Annotated in this window: 16 protein-coding genes and 2 rRNA genes; 6 read left to right on the forward strand and 12 right to left on the reverse strand. The window is 53.7% G+C overall.

Features of this window, described 5'->3' with window-relative positions:
- Nucleotides 1-88: 88 nt before the first annotated feature.
- From RAC89_RS09115 to RAC89_RS09160, 10 genes are all read right to left on the reverse strand, one after another.
- Nucleotides 89-3,001: ribosomal RNA gene (locus RAC89_RS09115) — 23S ribosomal RNA — on the reverse strand.
- A 638-nt stretch (nt 3,002-3,639) separates the two neighbouring features.
- Nucleotides 3,640-5,174: ribosomal RNA gene (locus tag RAC89_RS09120) — 16S ribosomal RNA — on the reverse strand.
- Together the 16S and 23S rRNA genes form the textbook arrangement of a ribosomal RNA operon.
- Nucleotides 5,175-5,350: 176 nt before the next feature.
- Entirely contained in the window at nt 5,351-5,473 is a 123-nt protein-coding gene (locus tag RAC89_RS09125) for a hypothetical protein (protein ID WP_306613101.1), read from the reverse strand.
- 56 nt (nt 5,474-5,529) lie between these two features.
- Nucleotides 5,530-6,555, reverse strand: a complete 1,026-nt coding sequence (tsaD, locus tag RAC89_RS09130; protein ID WP_306613102.1) for a tRNA (adenosine(37)-N6)-threonylcarbamoyltransferase complex transferase subunit TsaD — start codon at nt 6,553-6,555, stop codon at nt 5,530-5,532.
- A gap of 16 nt (nt 6,556-6,571) precedes the next feature.
- Entirely contained in the window at nt 6,572-7,081 is a 510-nt protein-coding gene (gene rimI, locus RAC89_RS09135) for a ribosomal protein S18-alanine N-acetyltransferase (protein ID WP_306613103.1), read from the reverse strand.
- A gap of 12 nt (nt 7,082-7,093) precedes the next feature.
- Nucleotides 7,094-7,924, reverse strand: a complete 831-nt coding sequence (gene tsaB, locus RAC89_RS09140) for a tRNA (adenosine(37)-N6)-threonylcarbamoyltransferase complex dimerization subunit type 1 TsaB (protein WP_306613104.1) — start codon at nt 7,922-7,924, stop codon at nt 7,094-7,096.
- Complete coding sequence (gene tsaE / locus RAC89_RS09145; protein ID WP_306613105.1) at nt 7,921-8,403, reverse strand: tRNA (adenosine(37)-N6)-threonylcarbamoyltransferase complex ATPase subunit type 1 TsaE; 483 nt, start codon at nt 8,401-8,403, stop codon at nt 7,921-7,923. Before tsaE ends, tsaB begins: the two co-directional genes overlap by 4 nt.
- A 9-nt stretch (nt 8,404-8,412) precedes the next feature.
- Nucleotides 8,413-9,438, reverse strand: coding sequence for a thiamine-phosphate kinase (gene thiL, locus RAC89_RS09150; protein ID WP_306613106.1), 1,026 nt, complete (start codon nt 9,436-9,438; stop codon nt 8,413-8,415).
- A gap of 146 nt (nt 9,439-9,584) precedes the next feature.
- Nucleotides 9,585-9,767 carry an H-type small acid-soluble spore protein gene (locus RAC89_RS09155; RefSeq protein WP_306613107.1) on the reverse strand — a complete coding sequence of 61 codons (183 nt, stop codon included), beginning with the start codon at nt 9,765-9,767 and terminating at the stop codon, nt 9,585-9,587.
- A complete protein-coding gene (locus RAC89_RS09160; protein WP_284642213.1) occupies nt 9,767-9,970 on the reverse strand; it encodes a hypothetical protein in 204 nt (67 codons plus the stop codon). Before RAC89_RS09160 ends, RAC89_RS09155 begins: the two co-directional genes overlap by 1 nt.
- 125 nt (nt 9,971-10,095) lie before the next feature.
- Here RAC89_RS09160 and ku point away from each other — a divergent pair, with 125 nt between their 5' ends.
- From ku to ligD, 3 genes are read left to right on the forward strand one after another with little or no spacing between them, the layout of a single operon-like run.
- Entirely contained in the window at nt 10,096-10,962 is an 867-nt protein-coding gene (gene ku, locus RAC89_RS09165; RefSeq protein WP_306613108.1) for a non-homologous end joining protein Ku, read from the forward strand.
- Nucleotides 10,959-11,891 carry an ATP-dependent DNA ligase gene (locus RAC89_RS09170; protein ID WP_306613109.1) on the forward strand — a complete coding sequence of 311 codons (933 nt, stop codon included), beginning with the start codon at nt 10,959-10,961 and terminating at the stop codon, nt 11,889-11,891. Before ku ends, RAC89_RS09170 begins: the two co-directional genes overlap by 4 nt.
- Nucleotides 11,892-11,897: 6 nt before the next feature.
- On the forward strand, nt 11,898-12,803 hold the full coding sequence (ligD, locus tag RAC89_RS09175; protein WP_306613110.1) for a non-homologous end-joining DNA ligase: 906 nt from the start codon (nt 11,898-11,900) through the stop codon (nt 12,801-12,803).
- A 4-nt stretch (nt 12,804-12,807) separates the two neighbouring features.
- On the opposite strand, the gene RAC89_RS09180 is transcribed toward ligD, so the two are convergent.
- Together RAC89_RS09180 and cls are read right to left on the reverse strand one after the other, a co-directional pair.
- Nucleotides 12,808-12,969 carry a hypothetical protein gene (locus RAC89_RS09180; protein WP_306613112.1) on the reverse strand — a complete coding sequence of 54 codons (162 nt, stop codon included), beginning with the start codon at nt 12,967-12,969 and terminating at the stop codon, nt 12,808-12,810.
- A gap of 30 nt (nt 12,970-12,999) precedes the next feature.
- Entirely contained in the window at nt 13,000-14,430 is a 1,431-nt protein-coding gene (cls, locus tag RAC89_RS09185) for a cardiolipin synthase (RefSeq protein WP_306613114.1), read from the reverse strand.
- Between the two features lie 257 nt (nt 14,431-14,687).
- Here cls and RAC89_RS09190 point away from each other — a divergent pair, with 257 nt between their 5' ends.
- Genes RAC89_RS09190 through RAC89_RS09200 form a run of 3 tightly spaced genes read left to right on the forward strand, consistent with a single transcriptional unit; the run spans nt 14,688 to nt 17,673 of the window.
- Nucleotides 14,688-16,259: a spore germination protein gene (locus RAC89_RS09190; protein WP_373430011.1), complete on the forward strand. Its 1,572-nt coding sequence runs from the start codon at nt 14,688-14,690 to the stop codon at nt 16,257-16,259.
- Complete coding sequence (locus RAC89_RS09195; RefSeq protein WP_306613118.1) at nt 16,256-17,443, forward strand: Ger(x)C family spore germination protein; 1,188 nt, start codon at nt 16,256-16,258, stop codon at nt 17,441-17,443. Before RAC89_RS09190 ends, RAC89_RS09195 begins: the two co-directional genes overlap by 4 nt.
- On the forward strand, nt 17,440-17,673 hold the full coding sequence (locus tag RAC89_RS09200; RefSeq protein ID WP_306613119.1) for a hypothetical protein: 234 nt from the start codon (nt 17,440-17,442) through the stop codon (nt 17,671-17,673). Before RAC89_RS09195 ends, RAC89_RS09200 begins: the two co-directional genes overlap by 4 nt.
- Nucleotides 17,674-17,695 lie beyond the last annotated feature (22 nt).

The raw sequence follows: 17,695 nt of genomic DNA on the forward strand, positions 1-17,695 counted from the left end.
TTCTGCCAAGAAACATCTAGGTTGTTGTTCAAAGCGACTTGCGCCTTGAAAACTGGATTCGAAACTTCAGCAAATGTCATATGCTTTATAGGATAAGCCCTCGACCGATTAGTATTCGTCAGCTCCACACGTTGCCGCGCTTCCACCCCGAACCTATCTACCTCGTCGTCTACAAGGGGTCTTACATACTGGGAAATCTCATCTTGAGGGGGGCTTCACGCTTAGATGCTTTCAGCGCTTATCCCTTCCGTACTTGGCTATCCAGCCGTGCCTCTGGCGAGACAACTGGTACACCAGCGGTACGTCCATCCCGGTCCTCTCGTACTAAGGACAGCTCCTCTCAAATTTCCTACGCCCGCGACAGATAGGGACCGAACTGTCTCACGACGTTCTGAACCCAGCTCGCGTACCGCTTTAATGGGCGAACAGCCCAACCCTTGGGACCTACTTCAGCCCCAGGATGCGATGAGCCGACATCGAGGTGCCAAACCTCCCCGTCGATGTGGACTCTTGGGGGAGATAAGCCTGTTATCCCCAGGGTAGCTTTTATCCGTTGAGCGATGGCCCTTCCATTCGGTACCACCGGATCACTAAGCCCGACTTTCGTCCCTGCTCGACCTGTTTGTCTCGCAGTCAAGCTCCCTTATGCCTTTGCACTCTTCGAATGATTTCCAACCATTCTGAGGGAACCTTGGGGCGCCTCCGTTACTCTTTAGGAGGCGACCGCCCCAGTCAAACTGCCTACCTGACACTGTCCCCACACCAGCTAATGGTGCCAGGTTAGAACTCCGATACGATCAGGGTGGTATCCCAACGGCGCCTCCACCGAAGCTGGCGCTCCGGCTTCCTAGGCTCCCACCTATCCTGTACAGATCGTACCAAAGTCCAATATCAAGCTGCAGTAAAGCTCCATGGGGTCTTTCCGTCTTGTCGCGGGTAACCTGCATCTTCACAGGTATTAAAATTTCACCGGATCTCTCGTCGAGACAGCGCCCAAGTCGTTACGCCATTCGTGCGGGTCAGAATTTACCTGACAAGGAATTTCGCTACCTTAGGACCGTTATAGTTACGGCCGCCGTTTACTGGGGCTTCGGTTCACAGCTTCGGGTTTAACCCCTAACCGCTCCCCTTAACCTTCCAGCACCGGGCAGGCGTCAGCCCGTATACTTCGCCTTGCGGCTTCGCACAGACCTGTGTTTTTGCTAAACAGTCGCTTGGGCCTTTTCACTGCGGCCCCCTCGGGCTATTCACCCTACCGAGGCACCCCTTCTCCCGAAGTTACGGGGTCATTTTGCCGAGTTCCTTAACGAGAGTTCTTCCGAGCGCCTTAGCATGCTCTGCTCGCCTACCTGTGTCGGTTTGCGGTACGGGCACCTTCTCCCTGGCTAGAGGCTTTTCTTGGCAGCTTGAACTCATGACCTTCGCTACTATAATTTCGCTCCCCATCACAGCCCAGCCTTTCGGTTAGCGGATTTGCCTACTAACCAGCCTCGCTGCTTGGACGGACATCCATCAGTCCGCGTCACTATCCTTCTGCGTCACCCCATTGCTCATAACGGTTCACGGTGGTACAGGAATTTCAACCTGTTGTCCTTCGACTACGCCTTTCGGCCTCGCCTTAGGTCCCGACTTACCCTGAGCGGACGAACCTTCCTCAGGAACCCTTAGGCTTACGGCGGACAAGATTCTCACTTGTCTTTTCGTTACTCATACCGGCATTCTCACTTGTAACCGCTCCAGCTGTCCTCACGATCAACCTTCACTGCTGTTACAACGCTCCCCTACTGCCCATATATGGACTCATAGCTTCGGTGGTGTGTTTAGCCCCGTTACATTTTCGGCGCAGAGTCACTCGACCAGTGAGCTATTACGCACTCTTTCAATGGTGGCTGCTTCTAAGCCAACATCCTGGTTGTCTTTGCAACTCCACATCCTTTCCCACTTAACACACACTTGGGGACCTTAGCTGATGATCTGGGCTGTTTCCCTCTTGACAATGGATCTTAGCACTCACTGTCTGACTCCCGGGTTAAAGTCTGCGGCATTCAGAGTTTGACTGGACTTGGTAACCCTTGGCGGGCCCCGCACCCAATCAGTGCTTTACCTCCGCGACTCATCACCCGAGGCTAGCCCTAAAGCTATTTCGGGGAGAACCAGCTATCTCCGAGTTCGATTGGAATTTCTCCGCTACCCCCACCTCATCCCCGAATTTTTCAACATTCGTGGGTTCGGGCCTCCAGTGCGTGTTACCGCACCTTCACCCTGGACAGGGGTAGATCACACGGTTTCGGGTCTACGTCTACGTACTTATTCGCCCTATTCAGACTCGCTTTCGCTGCGGCTCCGGCTTCTCACCTTAACCTTGCGCGTAAACGTAACTCGCCGGTTCATTCTACAAAAGGCACGCCATCACTCATTAACGAGCTCTGACTTCTTGTAAGCACACGGTTTCAGGTTCTTTTTCACTCCGCTCCCGCGGTTCTTTTCACCTTTCCCTCACGGTACTGCTTCACTATCGGTCACCAGGGAGTATTTAGCCTTGGCAGATGGTCCTGCCGGATTCCGACGGGGTTTCACGTGTCCCGCCGTACTCAGGATCCGTCTAGAGTCTCGGTTGCTTTCGGTTACGGGGCTGTTACCCACTTTGGCCGGCCTTTCCAGACCTGTTCGCCTACCAACCTGCACTCACATTGACGTCCTACAACCCCAAGGGGCAAGCCCCTTGGTTTGGGCTGTTCCGCTTTCGCTCGCCGCTACTGACGGAATCACTTTTGTTTTCTTTTCCTGAGGGTACTTAGATGTTTCAGTTCCCCTCGTCTGCCTCCTACACAGCTATGTATTCACTGTGTGGTACGTGAGTATTACCTCACGCGGGTTCCCCCATTCGGACATCCCCGGATCAAAGCCTGCTTACGGCTCCCCGAGGCATTTCGTCGTTCGCCACGTCCTTCTTCGGCTCCTGGTGCCTAGGCATCCTCCGTGTGCTCTTATTAGCTTAACCAATCGTTCGAATGATCTTGGTTCTCCGTTCCGTTGTGCTACGCACAAAGTCACTCCAAACTCAAGACATTCTCACTAGCAGCTAAAAGATTGTTCATCTCGCATTCGCTCGATAAACCATCGTATAGATGTTTCGACATTTTGCTTTGTTTCGATATCCAGTTTTCAAGGAACAAGGATTGTTCTTCGTTGCTCGCATTACCGCGGCAGGAAGGTTATCTTAGCACACTCGCAATCTTCGATGCAAGCATCAAGATTTACCAGAGGTGCTCACACAATAACGGACTTTGAGACCGTTATTTGCGCTTTTGGAATCGGTCAGAGGCAGATAACGGACTTTCGAACCGTTATTTTCTGCTGTAACGCGATTGTGGAGCGGTTTTGCCTTATTTTCGCCGAAATAGCGGTCTGAAAAACCGTTATTCCAGCTTCTCGCTGTTGTTTCATCAAAATAACGCCCTAAAAGTCCGTTATTCCTTCAGCCTTCAGCGAAGCAAAACATCCTATGTACAGAAAGGCATTGCACCTTTCAAAACTGAACAACGAGGAGAGTGAGTTCGCTGCAACTGTTACATCGTGGAACGATGTCAGTTGTCAGCTATTATGTCCGATGGCCTACAGCCATCATGGACTCCATAGAAAGGAGGTGATCCAGCCGCACCTTCCGATACGGCTACCTTGTTACGACTTCACCCCAATCATCTACCCCACCTTCGGCGGCTGGCTCCTTGCGGTTACCCCACCGACTTCGGGTGTTGTAAACTCTCGTGGTGTGACGGGCGGTGTGTACAAGACCCGGGAACGTATTCACCGCGGCATGCTGATCCGCGATTACTAGCAATTCCGACTTCATGCAGGCGAGTTGCAGCCTGCAATCCGAACTGAGACCGGCTTCTAAGGATTCGCTCCGGATCGCTCCTTCGCTGCCCGTTGTACCGGCCATTGTAGTACGTGTGTAGCCCAGGTCATAAGGGGCATGATGATTTGACGTCATCCCCACCTTCCTCCGGTTTGTCACCGGCAGTCACTTCAGAGTGCCCAACTCAATGCTGGCAACTGAAATCAAGGGTTGCGCTCGTTGCGGGACTTAACCCAACATCTCACGACACGAGCTGACGACAACCATGCACCACCTGTCTCCTCTGTCCCGAAGGCCTGCCCTATCTCTAGGACATTCAGAGGGATGTCAAGACCTGGTAAGGTTCTTCGCGTTGCTTCGAATTAAACCACATACTCCACTGCTTGTGCGGGTCCCCGTCAATTCCTTTGAGTTTCACTCTTGCGAGCGTACTCCCCAGGCGGAGTGCTTACTGTGTTTACTTCGGCACCAAGGGTATCGAAACCCCTAACACCTAGCACTCATCGTTTACGGCGTGGACTACCAGGGTATCTAATCCTGTTTGCTCCCCACGCTTTCGCGCCTCAGCGTCAGTTACAGTCCAGAAAGTCGCCTTCGCCACTGGTGTTCCTCCACATCTCTACGCATTTCACCGCTACACGTGGAATTCCACTTTCCTCTCCTGCACTCAAGTCTCCCAGTTTTCAGTGCGAACCAGGGTTGAGCCCTGGGCTTAAACACCAAACTTAAAAGACCGCCTGCGCGCGCTTTACGCCCAATAATTCCGGACAACGCTTGCCCCCTACGTATTACCGCGGCTGCTGGCACGTAGTTAGCCGGGGCTTTCTTCTCAGGTACCGTCATTTCCAGGGCAGTTACTCCCCGGAACGTTCTTCCCTGGCAACAGAGCTTTACGATCCGAAAACCTTCATCACTCACGCGGCGTTGCTCCGTCAGACTTTCGTCCATTGCGGAAGATTCCCTACTGCTGCCTCCCGTAGGAGTCTGGGCCGTGTCTCAGTCCCAGTGTGGCCGATCACCCTCTCAGGTCGGCTACGCATCGTCGCCTTGGTGAGCCGTTACCTCACCAACTAGCTAATGCGCCGCAGGCCCATCTGTAAGCCACAGCTTGCGCCGTGTTTCCAAGCTCCTCCATGCGGAGAAGCCATCTATCCGGTCTTAGCTACCGTTTCCGGTAGTTATCCCAGTCTTACAGGCAGGTTGCCTACGTGTTACTCACCCGTCCGCCGCTAGGGTCCGAAGACCCTCGCTCGACTTGCATGTATTAGGCACGCCGCCAGCGTTCGTCCTGAGCCAGGATCAAACTCTCCAATAAAGTAAAGTTCGACTTGCTCATTCAAAGCTAGCACGAATCCGAAGATTCGTTTTATTTTCACTCTCTCGTTGTTCAGTTTTCAAAGGGCAATTTAATTCCTAGTGCTCCGAGCGGTTTAATCGACCGGTTCAAAAGCGACCTTTATAATCTATCACATCTTACGGACCATTGCAAGCTTAATTTTCTTTCCAACTTTCAACAAGTTCGCCTGACAACCAAGCTTGTCCGGCCGCTTCAAAAGCGACAAGGAGTAATATATCAAAAACAAAAAGAGAATGCAACCCTAACTTTCCGTCCATATTATCCCATTAAAAAAGCCGTTCTCCTTAAAATTAAGAAGAACGGCTTCAATTTCTTACACGGACCAGCCCTCCAGCTTAAGCAGCGGCTCGGCCTTCATATCGAAGGCCGAGAACTGTCCGCGGCGGAGCTTAAGGAACGCCGCCGCCGCGATCATAGCCGCATTGTCTGTACACAGACTGAGCGGCGGCACCAGCAGAGGCACGCCGGCGTCCGCACAGCGGGCGCCCAGTGCCTCGCGCAAGCCCTTGTTGGCCGCCACACCGCCGGCCAACAACAATTGCCGCGCGCCGTACGCCTTTACGGCGCGCAGCGATTTCTCCACCAGGACGTCGATGACCGAGTCCTGGAAGCCCCGCGCTACTGCCGAAGGCTCTAGCGCGATGCCCTTCATGCTGGCCTGGTTCAGCACGGCCAGCACCGCCGACTTCAGCCCGCTGAAGCTGAAGTCGTAGGAGTCCGGCTCCAGCCACGCCCGAGGAAGCGTCACCGCTTCCTCGGCCTCATGCGCAAGCCGGTCGATATGCGGGCCGCCGGGATACGGCAGCTTCAGCGCCCGCGCCACCTTGTCGTAGGCCTCTCCGGCGGCGTCGTCTCTTGTCTGTCCGATGATGCGAAAGCGCCCCTCGGACTCGACAAACACCAGCTCGGTATGTCCCCCGGACACCACGAGCGCAATAAAAGGATATTCGAGCTCATGAACGAGCTGATTGGCATAAATATGTCCTGCGATATGATGCACTCCGATTAAGGGAAGCTCCAATGCCGCAGCCAGAGCTTTGGCGGCGACCATCCCTACAAGCAGCGAGCCGACCAGACCCGGTCCTTGCGTTACGGCGATCGCATCCAGATCCGCTGCCTGCACTCCCGCTTCGGTCAAAGCTTCTTCAATAATCCAAGTAATGGTCTCCACATGCTGGCGGGAGGCCACCTCCGGCACTACCCCGCCAAACCGTTGATGCGTTTCGATCTGGCTCGAGACGACATTTGCCAGAATGTCCTTGCCGTCGCGAACGATGGCGACCGACGTCTCGTCGCAGCTGGTCTCTACAGCCAAGATAAGCTTCGCTTTATTATCCACGTAAGTCCGAACCTTTCTATTCTTGGGCGGCCAAACGGTTTACATCCGGCAGATCCACCCACATGATGATGGCATCTTCTTTATTATCCGTATAATAACCGCGGCGAATACCGACGGAATAAAACCCAAGCTTCTCATATAAATTTTGCGCTACCGTATTGGAAGGGCGAACCTCCAAGGTCATCCGCAGCGCCCCGAACAGACGGGCATTGCGCATCATTTCCCGAAGCAGCCGCTCCCCGAGCTTTCGCCCCCGGTAAGCTTCTCTTACCGCAATATTCGTGATATGGGCTTCCTCCATAATGAGCCACATCCCGCCGTACCCCGCAATCTGTCCGTCCACTTCCATTACGAGATATTGGGCGAATTGATTATTGTTCAGCTCATTGTGAAAAGCACCGGAGGTCCAGGGAGTCGCAAAGGACTCCACCTCAATCTCACAGATGACGGGGATATCCTCCTCGCGCATAGGGCGAAAGGCGATATGCTCCGCGCTTAAGGAAGACAACGTCCGATCCGTCTCCATCCGCTTCCCTCCCTATTGTTTCTTCGCCAACAGCTTCGCTTCCGCCTCGGGCAGCTGGGTATAGTTCGGAACCAACGTATGAACTTCATGGACCAGCCCTTCCCGCCAGCGATCCAACCCCAGCTCCGCTATATGCCTGGCGAGCAACTTATGCGGCGCCTCCAGCACAGCCGTGTCACAGTCGCCCGCGAACCTCCGAATCTCCTCTAGATGGAGCTCCAGCTCCCCGGTAAAGGCAACGCCTGCGAACGAAGCGGCGCCCTGTTCCTTAAGCAAGCTCAGCAGCTCATCCACCCAAGCGGACATCAGCCGGATCCCGTCGGGAATCAAGCACTTCCACTTGGATCCCCGCACCTCGTACAAGCCGGTAAACACTTGTCCCCGTCGCGCATCCAGCATCGGGACAACCCACCGGGCACGTTCATCGGCAGCCAAGGATCCCTTTCCGTGAAGGACAATCCCTTCCACAAGTCCATCCGCCTCCGGCGCACCGCCGCCCCAAGCTTTCACCGCGCCGCCTAACGCCAAAGCCTCCATCGTAGACACGCCGATTAAAGCAAGCTTATGTGTCCAGGCAAACGTCTTCGCTACCGTGACGCCAATTCTTACCCCGGTATAGGAGCCGGGGCCTACCCCTACGGCAAATGCCGAAAGCTCCTTCGGCCGCACTCCCGCTTCCTTCAGCAGCCGTTGAATGGTAGGAACCAAATAAAGCGAGTGGTTGCGTTCGGCAGCCGAGCTGATCTCTCCGACCAGCGCATCCCCCCGCGTCAAAGCCACCGACATCGAGTTCGTTGAAGTGTCGACAGCCAGCATCCATTGATTCTCAGCAAGTGTACTCATACAATCAATCCGTTCTTCTTCAATTCGAGGCACCAAGCCTCGTAAGGCCCACCATAGGGCTGCAGCCGAAATCGCCGTCCGCTGTCACCCAAATGCTCAATTGTAATTTCAAGCCGGTCCGGCGGCAGCAGGTCTTCGATCAAGGACGCCCACTCCACAAGGGTGATGCCGTCCCCGTAGAAGTAATCGTCAAGGCCGAGGTCATCCGCTTCTTCCATGGAAAGCCGATACACATCCATATGATAAAAAGGGAACCGCTCCCCTTCATATTCCTTAATAATGGTAAAGGTGGGGCTGTTCACCACATCGGTTACGCCGATCGCCCGTGCCACCGATTGAGAGAAGGTCGTCTTCCCCGCTCCCAAATCTCCGTCCAGCGTAATGACCGTGCCCGCGATAAACAACGAGGCCAAGCGTTCCGCCAGCGCCTCCGTATCCGCCAGCCCTTCTGCGGTGTATTGGTACGTTTCTTTCATCATACGATCGGTTCATCCCTTTGTAAAATGATTATAGCCCTTCTTATCCAAGGATTGGACGGTACCGTCCTCACGGATCAGCCTCACTCCGGTATCCTCTGCGGTCACGTAGCCGACCACATCCAGCGTCAGACCCGCTTCGCGGAACGCTACCTGCAGCTCCGGCGCATAAGCGGCTTCCACCGTTCCTATCAATTGATAGTCTTCACCGCCGTATAAAATATAATCAAGCGCATCCTTCCCCGCCCCCGCGGCATAGCTGTAGAGCTCATCCGTCACCCGGATCCGCTCCTCCAGCAAATCGATGCCAACTCCCGAGGCCTCCGCAAGCTCCCAGGCTTCGCTGGCAAGACCGTCGCTGACATCGTTCAGCGCATGGCATCTTCCGCTCCTAAGCAGCAATTCTCCTGCTTCCAACCGGGGATCCGGCCGGCAGTGAGCCGTCACCAAAGGCAGGATCCGGCCATCGAACGCCGGCCACTCGTCGGAACGAAGCCGCTGCTTAAGTAAATAGTCAAGTCCGGCAGCGGATAAACCAAGCGGTCCGGTTACTACTACCACGTCGCCGCGTTTCGCCCCGGAACGCAATAAGGCTCTCCCCGCATCCACCTCGCCGATCACCGATACGGACAAGGTAAGTCCTCCTGTAGAGGACGTAGTATCACCGCCCACAACGGCGACATTCCACCGATTCGCACAGGCATACAGTCCTTCATACACCTGTTCCATGCGATCCAGTGTCCACCTAGGAGGGATGCTTACGGACACCATGGCGAGCCTTGCCGTTCCTCCCATTGCCGCAATATCGCTAATGGCGGAAGCCATGGCTTTATAACCGATATCCGAATCCCGCATCGTGATCGGCAAAAAATGCACATCCTCGGTCATCGTATCGCAGGTCAGGACGAGCTCCTTCCCAGGGGTTGTCTTCGCTACAGCCGCATCATCGCCGATTCCTGTCATTACGCCGGCCGAATCCAGCAGAGAGGGAGCTTGTCTGTCCGAGGTCAGACGCCGGATCAAGGCAAATTCATCCATAGAGCTCAAGAGCAAACCGCCTTTCCCTCAGTATTGAAACTTATTATAGCCCTCCAGCCCCCTACCCGCAACAAAAAAGCTCCCCGGCTCAAGTCCGCAGCGTTCGGCTGCAGCTTTGCTGAGAAGCTTTTTTCAAGGATGAAGGCTTATTGCATTTCTTGAAGCTCATCCACCGAAACGATCCGTGTATCCTGAGGACCGTTCAAGGAATGAATTCTTGCGGTTTTGTCATGGTAAAAAACAGTGTCGATCCATATGGATTCACCATTCAGCTTGACGTCTACCTGATCGTTCGAGCTCAAAATCTCTTGTGCGCGCTCCACCTGCATTAGCTGTCACCTCCATCCAGTACCGATTCCTGTTCATCCATGGTATTCGTGGTTGTGTCTTCGATAAGACCGTTCTGCGGAGACACCTGGCCCCCTCCGAGTCCCTCGTTGACCATACGATCCTCGTCCATAAAGCTGGAATCGCGCCCCTCGTGAGCCGAATCGTTCGCTCCGAAGCCGCCGGACGTATTCGCTTCTGCCATAGGAATCCCTCCCTTATTCGTTCGTATCCTAGCTTTTCCCATCTTTTCGTCGTGCATTCAGGTTAGGGCTTCGAATAGATGAGCATACTAAATGGTAAAACAAACGCAGGTAGAGGAGGGTTCCTATGCACACGGTATGGAAGGGTGCAATCAGCTTCGGTCTGGTTCACGTGCCCGTCAAAATGTTTACCGCGACGGAGGATAAGGATATCCCCATGCGCATGATTCACAAGGAGTGCAATACCCCGCTGAATTTTGTCCGCAAATGTCTCCATTGCGAGCGGGAGGTGGAGTGGCAGGAAATTTCCAAAGGCTACGAGTACGAGCCGGGCTCGTTCGTTCTGTTCGAGAAGGATGAGCTGGAGAAGCTGAACGGCGAAGTGACGAAGGAAATTAAAATTCTCGACTTCGTCAATCTCGAAGACATCGATCCGATTTATTTTCACAAAACGTATTATCTATCTCCCGGTGAAACAGGTGCCAATGCATACAGCCTGCTTCTGGAAGCCATGCGCCAAACAGGAAAAATCGGGATCGCAAAAATATCGATCCGATCCAAAAGCAGCTTAGCTGCCATCCGAATCATCGATAACTGTATCGCCATGGAGACGATTTTTTATCCGGACGAAATTCGTTCCGTTCAGCAGGTGCCGAACCTTCCTGAGCAGCACAATGTGAACGATAAGGAGCTGGAGATGGCCAAGATGCTGATCGCCCAGCTGTCCGTTCCGTTCGAGCCGGAAAAATACAAGGACGATTATCGCGAAGCCGTATTGAACGCTATTGAACAGAAGGTATCCGGTCAAGAGATTCGCGTTGCTCCGGAGGCACAGCGCACGAATGTGATCGACCTGATGTCCGCACTGCAGGCCAGTCTGAATCAAGCCAAGCCTTCCGCTCCCGTACCTACCGACGCTCCCGCTGCCGAGAAGAAGCCGAGGGCCAAAGGCAGCAAGAAGAAGGATAAGGAGAAGGAAGCTGCTCTTACATGAGCGATATCGAATTGCCCAAGGAGCCAATGGCCCCTATTCGCGAATCCAAGCTACCCACGGGGGCAGAATGGGGCTTTCAGCTGAAATGGGACGGCGTTCGCCTGCTTGCCGAGCTTCAGCAGAACCGGATCCGGCTTTTCTCCCGCTACATGGGGGATAAGACGAATATTTATCCGGAAGCCGTGAAGCTGCTTACGGAGCATGCCTTGAAGCATCAGCCGCTGCTGCTTGACGGAGAAGCCGTCATCTTCGATACGGTGAAGCAGAGGCCGGATTTCTCCCAAATACTCCAACGTGAACGTACCCGCAGCGCCACTGCACGGATAAAAGGACGGGAGACAAGCCACTTTATCTACGTGTTGTTCGATCTGCTTCATTATGGCGGGGAGGATTGGCGGGACAGGCCCTATCACGAGCGCCATGCCAAACTGCTGGAGCTATTTCCAGACAAGCACCCCCAGCTATTTGTCACGGATTTGATCTCGGACGGGGATGCGCTTTGGGACTGGGTCGATGCGAACGGCTGGGAAGGGATCATCTCCAAACGGCTCAGCAGTCCCTACCGGGAAGGAAAGCACCACAAGGACTGGTTTAAGAAGAAGACGGCGGAGGTTCATGAGGTGGACTTCATCGGCTTTATCATCCGGGAAGGAAGGGTGGCGAGTCTGATCATGGTGAAGAACGGTGCACTGTTCGGAAGAGTTTCCTTGGGTTTGGATACCTCGATGAAGACTCGGCTCCTTACCTTCGGACGTGAGCAGGAACGAGCGGAAGCGCCGCTTAACCGGACTCAGCTGCCTTATGAACTTCGGCGGGAGCAAATTCTATGGCTGTCGAAGCCGCTCAAGGGAACGGTTACCGGACTTGAGGTAACCTCCGCCGGACAATTGAGGCATCCGAAGCTTGTCCATATCGAATGGGAGGAGTGATTCTGTATGGCAACCGCTACCCGCGGCAAACAGAATAAAGCGACCGTCTTAATCGAGGGTCACGAGGTCACGATCACGAATCCGGACAAGCTGCTTTGGCCGGAAAAAGGCATTACGAAGGCGATGTATCTTGAACGGCTCATCGCTTTGGCCCCCTACCTGCTTACCTATTGCCGAGACCGCTATTTGACGACGATCCGATTCCCGAACGGGTGGAACGAAAAGTCGTTTTATCAAAAAAACACCCCCGAGCCTACGCCGGATTTCGTGCGGACGGCGATACTGGAGAGCATCAATTATGTACACCTGGACTCACTGCCCACGTTGGTTTGGCTTGGCAACTTGGCCTGCCTTGAATTTCATCCGTCTTTTCACCGGATCGGATCCCAGCTGCCGGAGGAATGGCTGATTGACATCGATCCCAGCATCGACCCGGAGCCCCGCATTATGCAGGCCGCCGAAATCATCGGCGATATTCTTGATAAGCTGAACATACGTTCGGTACCGAAAACCTCGGGTGCCACAGGCGTTCAGATTTATGTGCCGATTGCACGAGAGAAGGGCTACACCTTTGAGCAGCTGCGTCGTATCGGGCATTTCGTGGCAAGCTATGCGGTTCAGATGCATCCGAAGCTGTTCACCATCGAACGGCTGAAGAAAAACCGCGGATCGCTCATTTATATCGATTATCTTCAGCATTGGTACGGCAAGACGCTGTCCGCTCCTTACACGCCTAGAGCAAGGGAAAGCGCTTCGGTTTCTACGCCGCTCACCTGGGAGGAGGTTCGCCTTCGCCCCGATCCCCGCGATTTTCATTTGCTCAATATCGGGGAACGCCTGCAGCGTAAGGGAGACCTTATTCAGCAAACGCCCCCGCAAAATCTGGATCACGTGTTATCGCATATTCCCTAAGTACCTAATCCCGCGGTGTCCTGTCCCAGTACAGACGGGTCACCGGGGTGGACTCGCCTGCCTGCACTTCCGTAGCGGATGCCTCCTCCTCTAACGGATCATGCGTGCTCATCCCCGGCGCGATCGAAGGCTCATGCTTGCGTCTTGCCTCTTTGCCACGTTTCACCACAACCAATCACCTCCTTTGTCATGTGCTTTAAAATAACGGCGATAACAATCGGGCTATCGCTTCCTTGCGTTTTTGCCATTTGGGACGTTTCTCGAAAATGTCGGGTTTCACTTCAAAGCTGTCCTTCATATCCTGATAAAAGTCCTGCTCAAGCCGATGAATCGACTCCTGATCGAAAAGCACCGCATTCAATTCGAAATTGCTGAAAAAGCTTCGCATGTCCATATTCGCCGTACCCACCGTAGCCAAGAGATGATCGATGATCATGATTTTGGCGTGAATAAACCCTTTCTGGTAGCTGTAGAACCTTACCCCCGCCTGCATCAGCTCCTCCAGGAAGGAAAGCGAGGCATAGTTGACAAGTCTCGAATCCGCCTTATCGGGGTAAATGATGCGAACGTCCACACCGCTGATCGCAGCCGATTTGAGAGCCATGACGATGCTTTCATCCGGAATAAAATACGGCGAAGTAATGTAAATTCGCTTTTTGGCCGTCGTAATCGCGCCGAAAAACATTTCCAGGATCGCATCCCAATAAGCGTCGGGGCCGCTTGCGATCAGCTGGACCGCTTTGCGTTCCTCGCAGGTATGCTCCGGATACAGCAGCGGATCCGCCACTTGATGGCCCGTCACGAACGCCCAGTCTGTCAGAAACGTCTGCTGCAAGGAGTAAACGGCATCGCCGCAAAGCTCCAGATGCGTATCCCGCCAAAAACCCAAGCGCGGATTGGCCCCTAAATATTCGTCCCCAATATTGATGCCTCCGAGATAACCCTTTAATCCGTCCACCACAATGATTTTGCGGTGATTCCGGTAGTTCATGCGCTTATCGAAGAATGCGACAAGGGCCGGGAGAAACATATAGACCTCGGCGCCCGCCTCCTTCAGCTGCTTTATGTACTTATGGTTCAGCTTGTAGCTTCCGATCCCGTCAAAGATGCAGCGTACCTTCACGCCCTCTTTCGCTTTGCGGAGCAGAACCTCGTGGAATTGCAAGCCGATTCGATCATGCCGGTATGTGTAATACTGAAAATGAATATGATGCGTTGCCTGCTCCAATGCTTCGAGCATAACGGGATAAGCCTGCTGCGCATTCGTGAGCACCTTAACTTCGTTGAGCTGCGTAATCAACGATCCCGGAATATTGCTGAGCAAGGCAAACAGCCGCGGCTCATCCCGCCAGGCCCCCAGCTTCCCCTCCTCCAGCGGATGCTCGGAAGCGGAATGCTTTTTGCCCAAATAACGAATATCGGTCACATAACGGATCCCCTTGCGGCGTACCTTGCGGCGTTGGGAGTATTCCTTGGCCAGAAAGTAATACATAAAAAAACCAATAAGTGGAAACATAAAAAGAATGACCATCCAGGCTACTGTCTTCGACGGATGCCTGAACTCCCCGATCAACACGGTGAGAATTTGTGAAATGAATAACAAAAGTACGATTATGATCCATAGCACCGTACCGACCCCCTGCTTTTGAAAAGTTTTGGCGATTCGGCTTTGCACCTTTTAGCCTTTACCGGGAGGAGTTTCCCTATTCGTCTGTACGGTCGTTCGGCGCAGGAACAGAGCGATATATAAATTTTGCTAAATAAATTTTCAAATTTTGAGAAAAATAGTTCGGAACTCTTTTATAACGGCAGAAAAGGAGTACCGAAGCTGTGATCATTCCGAGAAAAGGCAAGAAAAAAGGACAACAGCAAAAAGAAGAGGCGATGGAGAAGCACGACTACCGGTTTATTCAGGACCTCAAATCCGTTTCCGTCTTCCCTACCCTTGAGGAAAACAAGGATTACCTAAATAAGCTGTTTGCCGATTGCTCCGACTTTGTGCTTCGCGAGTTCCTGATCGAGCCGGATATCCGCGCGATTCTCTTCAATATTGACGGACTCGTGAACGGCGGCCAAGTGAATGACATGATGCAGGCGCTCATGATTCTGGAGGGCGGCGAGCACCTTACCGACCGGATCCTGTCCGCCACGCTGCCTGTATCGCAAACGAAAAAGGCAGATAATTACGCGGACTTGCTGCTCGCCGTGCTTAGCGGGGATACAGGCCTGATTGTCGGCGGAAGCACACAGGCCATCGTTATAGGGCTGCGGGGAGCTGAGAAGCGCTCCATTGCCGAGCCCGAGACGGAATCTGTTATTCGGGGGCCCCGTGAAGGGTTCGTTGAGAGCCTTCGCACGAACACCTCAATGATTCGGCGGAAGCTGAAGACGCCGCGGCTGAAGATGAAGCCGATGACGATCGGGCGGGAGAGTAATACAAATATTGTGGTTACCTATCTGGATTCGATCGCCGATCCCCAAGTCGTCCAGGAGGTCGTCAAACGTCTAGAGAAGATTGATATCGATGCTGTGCTGGAGTCGGGCTACATTGAAGAATTTATTCAGGATTCCGCGTGGTCGCCGTTCCCGCAAATTCAATATACGGAAAGACCCGATATGGTGGCTGCGGCTCTTCTTCAGGGTCGTGTAGGCATTGTCATCGACGGTACTCCGTTTGTTTTGCTTGTTCCCTTTGTCTTTATGGAGATTATGCAGGCCAGCGAGGACTACTACGAACGTTTTCAGATCGCTACGCTGCTGCGCTGGCTGCGATATTTGTTCTTTGGGCTTTCCTTGCTGACACCGGGTCTATATGTGGCGATATCGACGTTTCATCAGGATTTGCTGCCGACGCAGCTCCTCTTATCGGTCGCTGCGGCACGCGAGTCCATTCCGTTCCCAGCCGTTGTGGAAGCGTTGATTATGGAAATTACGTTCGAGGCGCTGCGCGAGGCCGGTATACGGCTGCCGAAGACAATCGGCTCTGCGGTTAGTATTCTCGGCGCCCTCGTCGTGGGACAAGCTGCCGTGGAGGCGGGAATCGTATCCGCGCCTGTCGTTATCGTGGTCTCCATTACAGGGATCGCCTCGTTCACGATCCCTCGCTTCAACGGGGCCATCGCCGTAAGGATGCTTCGCTTTCCGATCATCTTTGCCGCTGCCGTCTTCGGAATGTACGGCATTTTGATTGCAGTCATGCTCATTATGGGACATTTGGCGAGCCTGCGCTCGTTTGGGGTTCCTTACTTGTCTCCTATCGGCCCGTTATCTTCCAGGGATATGAAGGATATCGCCATTCGTTCTCCATGGTGGGCCATGGAGACTCGCCCGGCCTTCATGCCTGTCATGGACGAGCAGCGCATGGGCGGGGATCTCTCTCAGGAAATCCTGCAGGATGGCGGCCAAAAAGGAAAAACGATTGAACATCACCGCAAGCGGGAGGGGGATGAGCAATGATAACGATGAATTGGCGAAGGCTCAAGAGTTTGCCTCTCCTCGTTATGTGCGTGATGCTGCTTACCGGCTGTTGGGACCGAACGGAAATCAACGATATGGCCTTTATCCTGGCCTCTTCCGTTGATCTAGAGCAGGACGGCAAGGTCCGGTTCTCGGTGCTGGTTCCCTTGCCGGGGCAAATGGGCGGAGCCACCGGGGGCGGAGGTGGGACCGGCGGAGAGAAGAGCTATTACATCGACTCCGAGACCGGCTCTACCGTTCGAGAGGCTCAGGGCAAGCTTCAGCAGCGAATGCCCCGCCGCATGTTTCTGGCCCATAGGCGTGTCTTTCTTGTGAGCGAGGAGTTTGCCCGCAAGGGAATTAAGGATCTCTTCGATACACTTCCGCGTACGACGGAAAGCCGCCTAAGCGGATACATGGTTGTGACGAAGGGCCCGGCATACAAAATGCTGCTGTCTACGCCAAAGTTTGAGCGCTTTCCGTCGGAAGCCATCCGGGAGCTGGCCAAGGGGCCCTACATTATGAATGTCAGCACGAAGAACGTAGCCGTAGCCTTGGCTGCTCCCGGATCCGATCCTATCGCGGCGTATATGGAGGTCAAGGAATCCGAGAAAAGCGAGAAGACGTCGAAGGAAGTCAACGTGCTGGGGTTTGCCATGTTTAAGGGAGACAAGATGGTCGGTACCTTGGAATCCGATGTCGCGAGCGGCCTTGCCTGGCTGATGAATCATCGAATCGTCGCCCCAATTACATTGCAGCTTGAAGACCATTCGGCCATATCACTGAAGATTTACAATACGGAATCCCATCTGAATACCATCATTCGGGAGGGCAAACTGACGTACCAGATCGAGGTTCTCGTCCGAGCCAAGATGCTGGAAAACTGGTCCTCTTACGATTTAAGCCAAACAAGCCCGGCCATTAAGGTAGAGAACGCCCTTGCCGATCATATTAAGCGCTCGATCCAGGATGCGTTAAGCAAGTCGATCAAGCAGCAGTCCGATCCGGCTCAGCTAGGCAACGCACTACGCCGCTCGTATCCGGCGTTGTGGCAGCAAAGCTACGCCAAAGCATGGCCTGCCCCTCTTCAGGACGCTGAGTTTGATATCAACGTCAAGACGGTCATAGCGGAGAACGGACTGATCCACCAGAATATCGTCAAGGGGGGAACGCAGAAACAATGAATTCGATTTTCATTTACGTATTCGGCGCTTTGCTTCTGGTAACCGTCTTGATGGATATTCAGCGAATCAAGACACTGAAAAGGTCGATGAGGCGGCTGCATTTGCTCGTGTATGTCGCCACCCTTGCTTTATTTGCTTGTATTGTACTCGATATCGATGTACCAATGCCGACTGGTTTTTTTATTGATAATGTCTCTCCATGGGTATTTAAGTATATCCACCCGTCGTAATAGGTACTTCAACGAAAGGCTG

The organism is Paenibacillus sp. GD4 (genome assembly GCF_030846225.1).
In the GTDB taxonomy this organism is placed as follows: Bacteria; Bacillota; Bacilli; order Paenibacillales; family NBRC-103111; genus Paenibacillus_G; species Paenibacillus_G silviterrae.